Below are 15,601 nucleotides of genomic sequence, written 5' to 3'. Positions count from 1 at the left end.
GGTCTTGGCTAAGACTGAAACCGCTTTGAAGATTTCCACCATAATAAAAAAAAGAACGCAAGACTGATATAGCCAAATAAAGGATATAAAAAGCCTAAAAGGGTGCTGTAAGAAAAAGTACTAAATGCTGCACAAAGAAGTAACACCAGGACCATGATCCACATACGTCCTGCACGAATATACGTGCTGATTTGCTTTTCCGCGCCATAAAGGTTCCCCGCTATGGAAGAGAAAATTTCTCCATAGATCACGAGTATGTAAATCCAGTAGAAAGAAAGCATGGCTCCTTTCATAACTTCAGCCATTGGTATTTCAAATTGAGTAAAATCCGGCAATGTAACAAGCGTCATATGACTCGCAAGAAGAATCAGAGTTAAGACGACTCCTCCGATCAATCCGCCTAAACGCACTGCCTTTTTGTCATTCACTTCAGCAGCGAGCGGGACAAGAACCGCCTGTGCCATGGCTAAATTCATGGCAGGGTAGATAAATGGTGAAGCAAAGGCTTTCCAACCGGTACCCTGTTCAGGAACCATGAGCATATTTTCGATAAATCCGTCAGTCCTAACAGAATGAAACGCCAATAAAAGAGTAAACCCGATCATGAGCGGTACAATAAACGTATTAACCGCTACTAACCCTTTAGTGCCTAAGGTCATTACCGCTAGTAGCAAAATGATCGTCAGCAAAATTCCTGCTATCCTCGGGCGTGCAAGCTGCTCTTCAAATATCGCCCCTGCTCCTGAAAGCATAACGGTGCAAAATCCTAAAAGCATCACCAACATGATCAGGTTTATTCCTTTTGCTATCCTTCTGCCAAATAAATACTCATTAAGCTCCTCATAAGATCGTGCCTTTAAGTCAATCGCTTTAACCATCAGGCTTGTCCCGAGCGTAATAAAAAAATATCCGCTTACAATAATGCCAAGCAGCCCCCACAAACCATATTGGGAGAAAAATTCAACAATTTCTTTTCCCGTAGCAAACCCTGTTCCCACCACTGTTCCAACATAAACGGCTGCGATTTGACACGCCTTATTCCATGGTTTCACTTGATCTCCCTCTTTATCTTTAAAGGTAAGTGCGTTAAAGCAATCTCCGGTCTTTCCGCAATAAACTATTGTATGTAATGAAAGAGATGAGTAGAAGAGGCGAATGAATCAGCGGCTAATATTGTTTTTAGTTCAGATAGGGAGTATAGTTAAATGAGAATGATAATCAATCGTAATATAGAAAGAGGAGTGGGCAGCTATGCATAACCAGGAAATATTTGATGTTACTGTGATTGGAGGAGGTCCTGCGGGTCTCTATTCAGCTTTTTACAGCGGACTGAGGGAATTAAAGACGAAAGTGATTGAATATCAGCCTCAGCTTGGCGGGAAAATTCATGTGTATCCTGAAAAGATGATCTGGGATGTAGGCGGACAAACTCCTCTGCCCGGAGCAAAGTTAATTGATCAGTTGGTAGAGCAAGGGCTGACGTTTAATCCTGAAGTCATATTAAATGAGAAAATACAATCAATCGGCCGGACAGCTGACGGACTATTTATATTAGAGGGGACTTCTGGAAACCAGCATGTATCAAAAACGGTAATTGTAGCTGTAGGAAGCGGCATCTTAAACCCTCAAAAGCTGACGATAGAAGGTGCTGACCGGTTTGAAGTAACGAATCTGCATTATACAGTTAAATCCTTGCAGCGTTTCAAAGATAAAACGATCCTGCTTTCAGGAGGCGGAAATTCAGCGATTGACTGGGCAAATGAATTAGAGCCTATTGCCAAAAAAATCTATCTGACATACAGAAAGGATTCTCTGAAAGGGCATGAAGCACAAGTAACACAGCTTTTGAACAGTTCGGCGGTTTGTATGCTTTCCACTTCCATAACCAAACTCACAGCTGCTGCAGATCATGAAACGATCGAAAAAGTAGAACTCACCAATCAAGAAAATGGGGATGTGACCATACTCGATATCGACGAAGTGGTTATTAATCATGGATATGAAATCGACTCAGCCCTAATTAAAAACAGTGAGCTCGGTATTCAGATGATCGATGATTTTTATGTTTCAGGGAATGCCACCAGTGAATCATCCGTCCCTGGTTTGTATGCTGCGGGTGACATCTTAAAACACGATGGCAAACTTCATCTAATAGCAGGTGCTTTTCAGGATGCAGCCAATGCTGTTAATAAAGCTAAACAATTTATACAGCCTGATGCCAGCAGCGCGGCAATGGTTTCATCCCATAATGAAGTATTTAAACAGAGAAACAAAGAACTGGTGAAAGAAATGTTGAAGTAATTGATAAGAAGTAAGTGTGAGAGCATTGCTTGAGCGATGTTCTATTTTTTTGGCATACGGTAATCTATGATGCAAAAAGGCAGATTATTTTTCTCTCCCAACGCTTCTGGTATTATGGGAGAGGGTCTTCATAGAAATGAACAATTTTTATATAGAGGTGACAGGATGAGTAATAAAAAAATGATATTTTTTGATATCGATGGCACACTTTTAGATCATAATAAAAAACTGCCCGCATCCACTAAAGAAGCGATTAACGCGCTTAGAGACAAGGGACATCATGTAGCGATTGCAACAGGAAGAGCACCATTTATGTTTGAGGACTTGCGCAGGGAGCTGTCCATTGATACGTTTATCAGCTATAACGGTCAATACGTGGAGCATAATGGCAAAACCATCGTAAGCAATCCGCTTCATTATGACAGTTTAAAAGAATTAACAGAAGCAGCCGCTGTAAACAATCATCCGCTTGTTTATATGGGCAGAAGCGAAATGAAAGCAAATGTTGAACAGCACGACAGAATTACCAACAGCTTTAATTCATTAAAAATTAAATCCTTTCCTACGCATGACCCTTCTTACTTTCACATGGAAGAAATTTATCAAACCCTGCTTTTTTGCGAAGGAAATGAAGAAGAAGCATATGATGAGAAATTTGAGCGGTTTGACTTTATCAGATGGCACCCTCAATCCGTAGATGTGATACCAGCTGGAGGCTCAAAGGCGAGAGGAATCGAAGAAGTTATTAAGATTCTTTCGATAAAGATGGAAAATGTGTATGCATTTGGAGACGGTTTAAATGACATTGAAATGCTGGCTGCTGTCGGTTGCGGCATTGCAATGGGAAATGGCTGCAGCGAAGCCAAGGAAGCGGCAGATTTTACAACCACAGCTGTTGATGAATTTGGGATCGCTGAAGGATTGAAACGGGCAGGTTTGCTATAACTTATTAATAAAGAAGAACAGAATATCATGCCGGATTTTCTTAGCGGATGTAATGGAAAGCCTCAGCCTGAATAAGAATGAATCCATTTAAACACAAAAAAAGGCTGAGATAGATTTGTCTCAGCCCTTATTTTTGTGCAGATTCATTTTTTACTTGAATTTCTATACACGGATGCTAATTCCGAAGGCTGCGCTTCTCAATCGCGATAATAAATGGTGAAGGGGTCTGCGTGTTCATAAATTGATATCTCAGAACATGAGCGGTTTCACCATCAATTGTTTGAACAAAGCGCAGCAGATAATCGCGCTCTACCGCCCCTTCAGGATGACCGTGATAAATGACCATGACAATCATTCCGCCCGGTTTAATCATATCGAGCAGTTTTTCGACTGCTGTAATGGTTGTCCGCGGCCTGGTAACGAGTGTTTCATCGCCTCCAGGCAGGTACCCCAGGTTAAAAATAGCTCCGGAGATCGCCCCGTGATGAACCGGTGGAATCGCCTGATCTGCAAGTTCATGACCTTCCTGAAACAGCATGACCCGGTTTCTTAAATGGTGTTCTTCTAATTTTGAAGCAGTTTCGTCAATGGCTTCCTGCTGAATATCAAACCCATATACACGTCCATGCTCCCCGACAAGCTGCGCTAAATAAAGCGTGTCATGGCCGTTTCCGACTGTAGCATCTACTACCACATCGCCTTTATCGACAACCCGCTCGAGCAATTGGCGTGCATATGGCAATATGCGGTCAAAATTCATCGCTGCGGACTCACCTCTTTAAAATGTTTTCCTTGATAGGACCCTCTTCGGATCAATTCCTTGTCAATATCATTTAGTACATTCCATTTATCCACACTCCACATAGGTCCGATCATCAACTCGATAGGACCGTCTCCTGTAATTCGGTGGATGATCATTTCCGGTGGCAGAATCTCAAGCTGGTCACAAACAAGGCTCACATAATTTTCTTGTGTTAAAAACTCCAGTTTGCCTTTTTCATACTGCTTTACCATAGGCGTACCTTTTAAAAGATGTAAAAGATGTATTTTAATTCCCTGTACATCAAGCTCTGCTACTGCTTTTGCTGTTTCCATCATCATGCCGTAGTCCTCTTCAGGAAGGCCATTAATGATATGGGAGCACACGCGTATTCCGCGGTCCCGAAGTTTTTGGACGCCTTCTTTATAGCATTCAAAATCATGTGCACGGTTAATAAGGGCGGCTGAGGATTCGTGAACGGTCTGCAGCCCCAGTTCAACCCACAAATACGTCCGTTCATTTAATTCTGCCAAATAATCAACCACATCATCAGGCAGGCAGTCTGGACGTGTTGCGATCGAAAGCGCCACTACATCATCAAATCCGAGCACCTTTTCATATTTTTCACGAAGCACATCTACAGGAGCGTGCGTGTTGGTGAAGGCTTGAAAATAAGCCATGTATTTACCGTTTTTCCATTTCTGATGCATGCGGTCTCTTACTTCATTGAACTGCTGTTCAAGTGGATCGACCCGATTTCCTGCAAAGTCGCCGGATCCGGCGACGCTGCAGAACGTACAGCCGCCATGTGCGACAGTGCCGTCTCGATTTGGACAATCGAAGCCGCCATCGAGCGCGACCTTAAAGACTTTGTGTCCGAAATGGTTTCGGAGATGGTAATTCCATGTATGGTACCGTTTTTGATCTTCCGCATATAAAAACGGATTCGATTCATTCATATTTTTGTACTCCTTTAAAGCAGGCTGATGACCTGATTCTTTGTGCGTCTATAGCGCATTCTATCATGATCTAGCAGGTCATACCAATCACTTGGGAAGCAAATAGGAAAATTGGCACGCAGAAGATGAACGATGACCACATGACTGATACTTAGTAGCAACTCAAAGAATTAAATCAAATTATAAACTTAAAACACCTTTAAAAGTGAATTACGAAAAAGAGTCAACCGACGGAAAAGGGGAGAAGAATGCAAGTAAATTTAGTATCATTATTGACGATTTGATTCTTGTGCATTTTCTTAAAACTAGCTAAACTAATTTGGTACTCGAAATAAACCGAATAACTGAAAAGAGGAATTTGTATGCCGCGAAAATTGTGGGTGCTGGTTATTGGAATGATGATAAACGTGACCGGGGCGTCCTTTCTTTGGCCGCTCAATACGATTTACATACATGATTATCTGGGAAAGTCCTTATCAGTCGCAGGCCTCGTGCTGATGGCAAATGCAGCTGCAAGCGTGGTCGGGAATTTACTGGGCGGACTCATGTTCGATCGGATCGGAGGATACCGGTCCATTATGATAGGCATCAGCATTTCTGTGTGTGCTCTTCTCGGGCTGAACTTTTTTCACGAATGGCCTTCTTACTTATTTTTCTTAATTATTATTGGTTTTGGATCAGGCATTGTTTTTCCTTCAATGTATGCAATGGCGGGCTCTGTTTGGCCTGAAGGAGGAAGAAAGTCGTTTAATGCGATTTATTTAGCTCAAAACATTGGTGTCGCTGCAGGAGCTGCGCTCGGTGGAATCGTTGCTTCTGTTTCATTTGATTATATTTTTCTTGCCAATTTTCTTATGTACGTGGTTTTCTTTCTGCTTGCGGTTGTGAGTTATAGAGGAATTACGATCAAAGCGAATATTCAAACGAGTGTGCTGCATGAATCAAGTCAGATAAAAAACAAGGCATCATTTACTGCGCTTCTGGTTTTATGTGGCGGATACCTGCTTTGCTGGGTCGGTTACGTCCAGTGGCAGTCTACGATCGCAACCTATACTCAGCAAATTAATATAACCCTGACCCAATATAGTTTGCTTTGGACGGTGAACGGTGCATTGATCGTATTAGGACAGCCGCTGATTCGCCCTGTCGTCAAAAAATTTGAAGAGAACTTAAAAAAACAGATGGTCATTGGGATCCTCATTTTCATGGTGTCATTTGCTGTAACGGCTTATGCCGGATCTTTTCAGGGTTTTCTTGCGGCTATGGTGATTTTAACGATCGGGGAAATGCTGATCTGGCCGGCGGTCCCTACGATTGCCAATCAGCTTGCCCCTAAAGGAAGAGAAGGATTTTATCAAGGCATCGTTAACTCAACTGCAACTGGGGGAAGAATGATCGGTCCTTTTATGGGAGGCGTGCTTGTGGATGCTTATGGAATGCAAATTCTATTCGGTTTTTTAATCTTCCTGCTTGTTATTTCCATTGGATTGACACTTGTTTATGATCGTTTCTTAAAAAAAGAAAAGCAAATCGTTCCATTCAGTGGTTAAACTGTTCAGTTTTTGTCAATGCTGAACCTGATAAAAGGCTTGCATACCGCCAATGAATTGCATACAATAAAAGAGAATTCAATAAATAAGACGCTGAAGAGGAATAGTAGAAATTTCATTTCGAGCCTAAAGAGAGCTGACGGATGGTGAAAGTCAGCCGAATGAATGTCGAACTCACCTCTGAGTCGATTGCGCGAAACTGTATTAGTGCAATCCGTATTCCGCGATAAGGATGATAACTTTTTCAAAGTGCGTGTACACGAATTTGGGTGGTACCGCGGGAGACAATAAATAAACTCTCGTCCCATTATAGGGGCGGGGGTTTTTTGTTTTTTTATAGGTAATTGTAACTAGAGGAGGAAATGGAATGAGTTTTAATCATCAGAAGATCGAAAAAAAATGGCAGCAGCATTGGTCAGATCATAAAACATTTAAAACATCCGACGATATCGGAAAAAAGAAGTTTTATGCCCTTGATATGTTTCCGTATCCATCCGGAGCAGGTCTTCATGTTGGACACCCGGAAGGCATGACAGCAACAGACATTTTGTCACGGTATAAGAGAATGAACGGCTATAATGTTCTTCATCCGATGGGCTGGGATGCATTTGGTCTGCCGGCTGAACAATATGCACTCGATACAGGGAATGATCCTGCTGAATTTACGAAAAAAAATATTGATACATTCCGCCGTCAAATTCAGGAACTTGGGTTCTCCTATGATTGGGACCGCGAAATCAGTACAACCGACCCAAGCTATTATAAATGGACGCAATGGATTTTTCTTAAACTGCATGAAATGGGTCTTGCGTACGTTGATGAAGTAGCTGTTAACTGGTGTCCTGCACTTGGCACAGTCCTTGCAAATGAAGAAATAATCGATGGCAAAAGTGAGCGCGGAGGCCACCCGGTTGAACGCAGACCAATGAGACAGTGGGTGCTCAAAATTACCGCTTACGCAGATCGTCTGATTGAAGATTTGGAAGACCTTGACTGGCCGGAAAGCATTAAAGATATGCAGCGCAACTGGGTAGGAAAATCAGAAGGTGCCGAAATTCGATTTCATATAGCAGATACTAATGAATCCTTTGAAGTATTCACCACCCGCCCAGATACTCTATTTGGCGCAACCTATGCAGTGCTTGCTCCTGAGCACCCACTTGTTGACAAGATTACAGAGGAAGATAAAAAAGAAGCTGTTGCAACGTATATTGATAAAATTAAATCAAAAAGTGATTTGGAAAGAACTGATTTGGCTAAAGAAAAAACGGGCGTATTTACCGGTGCTTACGCCATTAATCCCGTTAACAATCAAAAAATGCCGATTTGGATTGCAGACTATGTACTGATGAGCTATGGAAGTGGTGCTATTATGGCCGTACCTGCTCATGATGAACGTGATTATGAATTCGCTGTTGAATTCAACCTTCCAATCGTTGAAGTCGTGGAAGGCGGAGATATTTCTAAAGAAGCCTACACAGGTGATGGACCTCACGTTAATTCGGACTTCTTAAACGGCCTTGGAAAAGAAGAAAGTATTTCAAAAGCAATTTCCTGGCTTGAAGAGAAAGAGCTGGGCACGAAGAAAACGACCTACCGTCTCAGAGATTGGCTGTTCAGTCGTCAGCGCTACTGGGGAGAACCAATTCCGATTATTCACTGGGAAGATGGATCTTCAACCGGCGTACCGTTTGAAGAGCTGCCGCTTGAGCTTCCAAAAACAAAAAATATTAAACCATCAGGGACGGGGGAATCACCGCTTGCTAATATTGATGAGTGGGTGAATGTTACAGACCCGGTGACAGGCAAAAAAGGAAAGCGTGAAACCAACACAATGCCTCAGTGGGCAGGAAGCTGCTGGTATTACTTGCGCTACATTGATCCAAACAATGAAGATGCCATTGCAGACCCTGAGAAAATCAAACATTGGCTTCCGGTCGATATGTATATCGGTGGTGCTGAACATGCAGTGCTTCATTTGCTTTATGCCCGTTTCTGGCACAAGGTTCTTTACGATCTTGGTGTCGTACCAACGAAAGAGCCGTTCCAAAAGTTATTTAATCAAGGAATGATTCTTGGTGAAAATAATGAAAAAATGAGTAAGTCTAAAGGGAATGTTGTCAATCCGGATGAAATTGTTAAAACGCATGGTGCAGACACACTCCGTGTATATGAAATGTTTATGGGGCCGCTTGATGCTTCTATCGCCTGGTCTGAAAACGGCCTTGATGGCTCCCGCCGGTTCCTTGACCGCATCTGGAGGCTTTTTGTAACGGAAGATGGAAGCCTGACAACCAAGATACAGAACATGCCATATGAATCGCTTGAAAAAGTATATCATCAGTCGGTTAAAAAAGTTTCAGAAGATATTGAAGGCATTCGCTTCAATACAGCTATTTCTCAAATGATGGTCTTTGTAAATGAAGCCTATAAGGCAGATGTCATTCCAACCCAATACGCAAAAGGATTTACACAGCTTTTAGCTCCGTTTGCTCCGCATTTGGCCGAAGAGCTTTGGGAAAAGCTTGGAGAAACCAATCTATCTTATTCAGATTGGCCGGGTTTTGACGAATCTAAACTCGTTGATAATGAAGTGGAAATTGTCGTTCAGGTGAACGGGAAAATGAAAATTAAAATGATGATTGCACGTGATGCAGGCAAAGAAGAAATGGAAAAGCTTGCGACAAGTGAAGAAACCATTCAATCAGCCATTGAAGGCAAAACCGTACGCAAGGTAATCGCTGTACCTGGCAAACTCGTGAATATAGTTGCGAACTAAGTAAAATAGATGGCCGGAGACACGCCCAGTTCTTTTTTGGAGTGACCGGCCTTCTTATTTGCTATACTTAACATACATTAAAATTGGAAAGGAAGATCAACATGTCAGAATTAAAAACGATGACACCACAGGAAGTCCAGAAGAAGCTTGAAGCAGGTGAACCGATCCATTTAATAGATGTTCGGGAAGAGGACGAAGTGGCAGAGGGCATGATCCCTCAGGCGAAACATATACCAATGGGAGACGTCGCTATGCATTTAGATGACTTAAATGAAGAAGATGAATACGTCTTAATCTGCCGGTCTGGCAAACGCAGTGAAAATGTTGGCTGGTTCCTGCATGATCACGGTTATAAAGTTGTCAATATGACAGGCGGAATGCTTGAGTATACTGGGGAAACAAAACCAAAGGCATAATGTTATGAGAAATTATTGGTTATATCACTTTAAATAAAATTAGGCCGGATTACTTTGGGGGATTAATAATCATTATTTCATAGGTGAAGGGGTCGTTTCGTTCCGGTGGTGGACTATTGATGAGGTTCACCCTTCACGTTTACTCCCACTGAAGGTACTCAATGTATACACTGCAATGATTCTAATTCTTTGCAGACAAAAGTTAACTCTTCACAATAAAGGATGTCCCATGAGTGCATTTTCATGAGGACATTCTTTTTTGTTATTTTCTAGTTTCCAGGTGAGGACTAGGTCCATCTCCTTCTTACCTATTGAACCTGTCTATAGAAGAATGAGGAATATCTAAACGCAAGCTAATTAATGGGTTTTATTTCATTTTTTAATTGACAACGCTTTCATGCGTTACTATAATAAAAGATAAGTTAATACTAGTGACAGAGAATGAGAGATCACACGACAGTCTTCAATGAATGGGGGCTTCGTGTGATCTTTTATTTGTGTATAGCGCACCAAAACTAGGAAACTTGTCATTGAAAAGGTCAAATTTAAAGGAGGAGTTCGTTTGGTAAAAAACATAAAAAAGTAAGCGTTATCATAATTATCTTGTGCTTCATTCTTTATAATCGAGAGGGGTTTTACGTATGAGAGAGAAAAAAGGGGTAAAAAAATTTTTACTTATATCAATTATTTTATGTCTGGTCAGCATGATCGGAGCGTCATTTGTTCAAACTTCCGGAGGTGACGTTACTATTAAGGATTTACGATGGGAAACTCCATCTGGTCACTTAATGAGTGCATTACTATTAATTCCGGAGAATGCCACCGAAGAAACGCCGGCACCGGGGCTGGTTACAAGTCATGGTTGGTATAATAACAGAGAAATGCAGGATCTAAACTATGTGGAAATGGCTCGTCGAGGCTACGTCGTTATGTCGATTGACATGTACGGTCATGGTAATTCCGATATAGTTGAACCATCCGAATGGCCGAACCGTGGAACTGGTATGTACGACGCAGTTGAATTATTGGCAGACCTGCCCTATGTTGATACCGCGAGCATTGGTGTGACTGGACATTCAAACGGTGCAAGAGCCGCCAACTGGTCAATTTTAGAAGATAATAAAAAAAGCGAGGAAGACCAGCTAATTTCATCGGTGCTGCTTGTAGCGAATGATGCAATGTACACAGCTGACCCCGGGGAACCATTATATTGGGCGATGAGATCAGATGAGCAGGAATATGCAAATGTATATGGATCACGTGACGTAGGAATTGTTGCCGCTCAATACGATGAATTCTTTTTCCGAAGCATTGCAGATGACGGCAGTATTACGGTACCGCGTGAGTATATTAATACACAATATGCACAATCCTTTCTTAATTTTGGCGAAGACCCTGCAGAAGCGGAAGAGCGAGAAAGCTATACAGTGTATCGTCAGGATATTGACGGAGAAGAAGCTGTCCGTGTAATTTACGATCCAGCACAGATTCACCCATGGAATCACTTCTCAGCAAATGTAGTTGAAAGTACGCTTGAATTTTTTGATGAATCAATAGGAGCACCGAATTCAATCGACACTACAAAACAAATTTGGCAATTTAAAGTGCTCTTTAATTTTATTGGTTTAATAGGGTTTGTGATGTTTATCATAAGTTTTACTAAATTCATGCTCTATACAGATACATTCCACTCTTTAAGAGCTCAAAAGAGCGTGATACCTCAGGCGGCTCCAAGAGGTGCAGGGGCTTTATGGTTCTGGGGCGGACTTATTGTAAGCGCGATTATATCAGGTTTATCTTATTTGGGTTTATACAACTGGAGTATTGAAAATATTCCTGCTTTTTATAATCAGGTTCCTGTGTTCTATATTGGTGTGTGGTCAGCTGTAATGGGTGTTGTGACCTTTTTAGTTTTGTTTCTATCTTACAAATTCTTTTCAAAAGGTCAGGGAATGAATCTTCGTGATACAGGTGTTATCATCGGGTTTAAACCGTTACTTAAAACGATTGCACTAGCTTTAATTGTTTGTTTTACAGCCTTCAGTTTAGTATTTATAGCCGATTACTTCTTCAAAACAGATTTCAGGATATGGATCATCGCTGTTAAGGCTTTTACACCTGATAAACTATTGATAGTTCTCAAATATCTGCCATTTTTTCTTGCGTTCTACGTAGCCAACTCCATTGCAGTTAATTCATTTAATTTTGTGGCAGGCGGCAGAAAAAAATGGATGAACATCGCCTTGCTTGCATTATTTAATGGCTTAAGTGTAACGGTATTAGCTGTTATTCAGTACACTAGCTTTTTTGTTACAGGAGAGATCTATTTTACAGAACTCTCTCCAATTATCGGGATCTGGCTGCTTCCAATGATTATCATCATTCCGTTAGCAGCGATTGTAACCCGAAGAATTTACCTCGCTACAAATAATCCATATTTAGGCGGAATCATATATGGTATTGTTGTGACGGTTATTATGGTGACAAATACATTAACTCAATTGTAAATATAAATGTACATGTGCTCATGAACATCTGAGTACATGTCTTTTTTTGTAATAATTGAGTAGAAAACTAGTTGAAAGTATGCAACGATGGTATAGTCAGAATATTAAAACTCGCGCTCCAAGAGTTCTCAATATTATTCAGACCTAGATAATGCCTTACAAGAGGAGCATGATAAGTGTTTAAGAATCAAAATAAATCACAAAAAATTTTAACGATTCTAGCGAGTGTTTGTAGTGGGTTGGCAGTTTTTGTGACTTTGAATTTGTCATTAGAGCCATTAAAAGCCATTGTTAGCATTTTTATTAATTCATTTTTAATCCCTTTACTCATTTGGAGAATATTTTTCTATCGTAAAAGCAAGGAAGAAAACAAGTAGTTTGATACGTCTTCTGCAAAGAAACCGACTTCCTTTTTGATAAAGTGACCTTAAATCATTTAAACAGCTTGATTGCTAGAAGGTTGTATAGTAAATTTTTAATTGAGAGTGATTATCAATTTCAAATAAAATAGACTATATAACTAAAAAGATAGGATGAGTTCCATGATACAAATCAATAACCATACCACAAGTTCACAACTGTCAAAAGTGATTCGGGAACGCCGATCCATCAAAACAAACTACACTAGCGAGCCAGTACAGGAATCGCTGATCATGGACATACTTGATGACGCTGTCTGGGCACCGAATCACGGTCTGAGAGAACCATGGCGGTTTGTCTTCGTCTCTTCTAAGGAAAAAGAAAACTTTATAGAGAAGCTGGTACAAACATTTCCGAAAGAAATGCAGGAAAACAGACGTCTATATTTTAATCAGCCCGCAGCATTCCTGATTATCGTTATGCCGGAAGATCCCCGCTATAAACAGCGTGAAGAAGATTTTGGAGCAGTAAGCTGCCTCATACAAAATATTCAGCTGTTGGCCTGGGAGAAAAAGCTTGGTGTGGTGTGGAAAACCAATCCGCATATAGTGGATCCTAAGGTGCGTTCTATGCTCGGGGTAAAACCTGGTGAAAAAATAATCGGATTTCTGCATCTCGGATTTTTCAAAGAAGAGTCCATTCCTCAAGCAAGAAAACGGACAAATCCTCTTGAGAAATTAACGAGATTTCAGGATATATAAAAAGAAACTTTTCTTAAAATCAGACAAAAGGACAGGTGATGGCAATGCTAAGTCAAACGTTAATTAAAGGGTTAAATGATCAAATGAATTATGAGTTTTATTCAGCTCATATCTACCTGGCAACTGCAGCTTATTGTTCCAATGAAAGTCTGGATGGATTTGCGAACTTTTTTCTTGCTCAGGCTGAAGAAGAGCGTTTTCACGCCATGAAATTTTATCAATTTATTATTGATATGGGCGTCCGTGCAGAAGTTGACAGCATGGCAAAGCCTAATAATCAATTTGATTCTGTATTGGAAGCTTTTGAAGTATCTCTTGGTCACGAAAAAGAAGTAACCAAACGAATTTACGCTTTGGCAGATTTAGCCATGGACGAGAGAGAACACGCAACAATGAATTTCCTAAACTGGTTTATTGAAGAGCAGGTTGAAGAACAGGCAACCTTTGATGGGATTATTCAAAAACTAAAACGAATCGATAAAGACAGCAATATGTTTTATATGCTTGAAAACGAATTAGGAAAACGGACATTTAACGGAGCAAGCGAAAAATAAACGTAAGAACCCGGGACTACAAAATATTCTGCAACAAAAAAGATATCCTCTGAAAAACTAATTCAGAGGATATTCTTTTTATATTTAGATGAGTTAAATTAATTTCTTATAAATCAATTTCAATGCAGAAGAATGGAAGAAAGTAAAAATAAACAGCAGATACAAAACCATTCCAAGCTTAAAGGGATGGTTTTTTAGTTTAATTTTATTATAAGTGATTCAAATCATAAGCTATTCTTATTAAATATAATAATTATTATCGAATTTACTTATAAAAAAGCTTTCTATATTCTATAAGTAGGGGGGCGATCTCCATGGAACTATTATTAATTTTCTTAACAGGTATCGCGGCTACAACACTTGGAACGCTTGCAGGCGGAGGAGGCCTGATCAGTCTGCCGATAATGCTTTTAATTGGCATGCCGGTTCATTCAGCCATTGGGGCAAATAAAGTATCAAATACATTTAGTTCACTATCTGCATTTGTTTATCTTGCCAGACGAAAAGAAGTAAATGTGAAAGAATCTCTTTGGCTCATACCAGTTAGTTTGCTTGGAGGGATCACAGGAGGAATTGTTGCATCACTTCTGTCCTCGGAAAATTTAACGCTGGCTGCGATTTTTCTACTTTTATTTGCTATGGTCACCTCCTTTTTCAGTAAAGCATCTTTTGAAAAATCAGAACCATTTACCCTGTCACCTTTTAGCGGGGCGGGGCTATATGGGATCGGGATTTACGATGGACTTTTTGGGCCGGGGCAGGGAACGCTAATGCTTTATTTATTCAGCTGGCTTAAGATTTCATACTTAAAAGCGGTAGGGCATGTCCGTCTTGCCACTTTTTCGTCGTGTATTGGAGCAGCGTCGGTTTATGTAGCAGCGGGTCATATTATGTGGGGACTTACTTTTGCTTTAATGGCTGGTTCCTGGATTGGCGCGCAAACGGGTGTCCGGCTGGCCCAGCGAATGAAAGCGGGGTACGTAAAGCCTTTGCTTCGTATTATAACCGTGCTGCTCATTATTCAACTTCTTGCAGAACAATTCAATTGATGTGCGAAAAATAGATTGCATGATTTTACACCATTTGAAATAATTGTATTTAAAATCTTTGAAGCAAAAGAGGAGTAATGAAATGAAACTAATTTTAGTATTTGGACCACAAGCGGTCGGCAAAATGACAGTGGGGCAGGAGCTGTCGAAACTCACGGAATTAAAATTATTTCACAATCATATGACGATCGATTTACTGGTGCCGTTTTTCGACTTTAGTCCCCAGATGTGGAGATTAACAACTTTATTTCGTGAAGAAATCTTTGAGGAATTTGCTAAAACAAATCAGTACGGAATGATTTTTACGTTTGTTTGGGCTTTTGATTTGCAGGGAGACTGGGAGTTTCTCGAAAAGGTTAGTTCAATATTCACTGAAAAAGGAGCCGATCTCTACTTTGTGGAGCTTGAAGCTAACCTTGAAGAAAGACTGGATCGCAACGTCAGCCCAAACCGTCTTCAGGAGAAGCCGACGAAAAGAAATATAAAACAATCCGAAGAACACTTACTCATGTCTGTTCAAAAGCATCGATTAAACTCTATGCCGGGTGAAATCCAACAGGACCATTATTTACGAATCGACAACACAAACCTGAGCGCACAAGAAACAGCAGAAAAAATTAAAAAACACTTTGCTTTATAAGTGCGTATTTAATTTCCAGT

General features: G+C 40.6%; 14 protein-coding genes and 1 other annotated feature. Of the genes, 11 read left to right on the top strand and 3 right to left on the bottom strand.

Features of this window, described 5'->3' with window-relative positions:
- Positions 1-8: 8 nt before the first annotated feature.
- Positions 9-1,052 carry a YkvI family membrane protein gene (locus KR50_RS14780; protein WP_041060247.1) on the bottom strand — a complete coding sequence of 348 codons (1,044 nt, stop codon included), beginning with the start codon at positions 1,050-1,052 and terminating at the stop codon, positions 9-11.
- A gap of 199 nt (positions 1,053-1,251) precedes the next feature.
- On the opposite strand from KR50_RS14780, the gene KR50_RS14775 reads away from it, so the two are divergent.
- A complete protein-coding gene (locus tag KR50_RS14775; RefSeq protein WP_041060245.1) occupies positions 1,252-2,301 on the top strand; it encodes an NAD(P)/FAD-dependent oxidoreductase in 1,050 nt (349 codons plus the stop codon).
- Positions 2,302-2,466: 165 nt separating this feature from the next.
- Entirely contained in the window at positions 2,467-3,246 is a 780-nt protein-coding gene (locus KR50_RS14770) for a Cof-type HAD-IIB family hydrolase (RefSeq protein ID WP_041060243.1), read from the top strand.
- Positions 3,247-3,421: 175 nt separating this feature from the next.
- Here the strand turns inward: KR50_RS14770 and KR50_RS14765 are convergent, their stop codons facing one another.
- Together KR50_RS14765 and KR50_RS14760 are read right to left on the bottom strand one after the other, a co-directional pair.
- A complete protein-coding gene (locus tag KR50_RS14765; RefSeq protein WP_041060242.1) occupies positions 3,422-4,006 on the bottom strand; it encodes a tRNA (mnm(5)s(2)U34)-methyltransferase in 585 nt (194 codons plus the stop codon).
- Entirely contained in the window at positions 4,003-4,965 is a 963-nt protein-coding gene (locus KR50_RS14760; protein ID WP_041060240.1) for a TIGR01212 family radical SAM protein, read from the bottom strand. The genes KR50_RS14765 and KR50_RS14760 overlap by 4 nt, the downstream gene beginning before the upstream one ends.
- 362 nt (positions 4,966-5,327) lie before the next feature.
- Here KR50_RS14760 and KR50_RS14755 point away from each other — a divergent pair, with 362 nt between their 5' ends.
- The 9 genes from KR50_RS14755 to KR50_RS14715 all read left to right on the top strand — a co-directional run bounded on the left by KR50_RS14755 (position 5,328) and on the right by KR50_RS14715 (position 15,581).
- Complete coding sequence (locus tag KR50_RS14755; RefSeq protein ID WP_041060238.1) at positions 5,328-6,515, top strand: MDR family MFS transporter; 1,188 nt, start codon at positions 5,328-5,330, stop codon at positions 6,513-6,515.
- Positions 6,516-6,599: 84 nt separating this feature from the next.
- Positions 6,600-6,825: a binding site (T-box leader), on the top strand.
- Positions 6,826-6,882: 57 nt separating this feature from the next.
- On the top strand, positions 6,883-9,294 hold the full coding sequence (gene leuS, locus KR50_RS14750) for a leucine--tRNA ligase (RefSeq protein ID WP_041060237.1): 2,412 nt from the start codon (positions 6,883-6,885) through the stop codon (positions 9,292-9,294).
- 101 nt (positions 9,295-9,395) lie between these two features.
- On the top strand, positions 9,396-9,710 hold the full coding sequence (locus KR50_RS14745; protein WP_041060235.1) for a rhodanese-like domain-containing protein: 315 nt from the start codon (positions 9,396-9,398) through the stop codon (positions 9,708-9,710).
- A 641-nt stretch (positions 9,711-10,351) separates the two neighbouring features.
- Positions 10,352-12,217: a dienelactone hydrolase family protein gene (locus tag KR50_RS14740; RefSeq protein WP_198134258.1), complete on the top strand. Its 1,866-nt coding sequence runs from the start codon at positions 10,352-10,354 to the stop codon at positions 12,215-12,217.
- A gap of 176 nt (positions 12,218-12,393) precedes the next feature.
- Positions 12,394-12,594: a hypothetical protein gene (locus KR50_RS14735; RefSeq protein WP_041060233.1), complete on the top strand. Its 201-nt coding sequence runs from the start codon at positions 12,394-12,396 to the stop codon at positions 12,592-12,594.
- 165 nt (positions 12,595-12,759) lie between these two features.
- Complete coding sequence (locus KR50_RS14730) at positions 12,760-13,338, top strand: nitroreductase family protein (protein WP_052477140.1); 579 nt, start codon at positions 12,760-12,762, stop codon at positions 13,336-13,338.
- 44 nt (positions 13,339-13,382) lie between these two features.
- Complete coding sequence (locus KR50_RS14725) at positions 13,383-13,892, top strand: ferritin (protein WP_041060472.1); 510 nt, start codon at positions 13,383-13,385, stop codon at positions 13,890-13,892.
- Positions 13,893-14,206: 314 nt separating this feature from the next.
- A complete protein-coding gene (locus KR50_RS14720) occupies positions 14,207-14,941 on the top strand; it encodes a sulfite exporter TauE/SafE family protein (RefSeq protein ID WP_041060231.1) in 735 nt (244 codons plus the stop codon).
- An 82-nt stretch (positions 14,942-15,023) separates the two neighbouring features.
- Positions 15,024-15,581, top strand: a complete 558-nt coding sequence (locus KR50_RS14715; RefSeq protein ID WP_041060229.1) for an AAA family ATPase — start codon at positions 15,024-15,026, stop codon at positions 15,579-15,581.
- The last annotated feature ends 20 nt before the right edge of the window (positions 15,582-15,601 follow it).

The sequence above is a fragment of the Jeotgalibacillus campisalis genome (assembly GCF_000829515.1).
In the GTDB taxonomy this organism is placed as follows: Bacteria; Bacillota; Bacilli; order Bacillales; family Jeotgalibacillaceae; genus Jeotgalibacillus; species Jeotgalibacillus campisalis.
The sequence above is the reverse complement of the archived record's forward strand: the minus strand, read 5'-3'. Positions and strand labels throughout refer to the sequence as shown.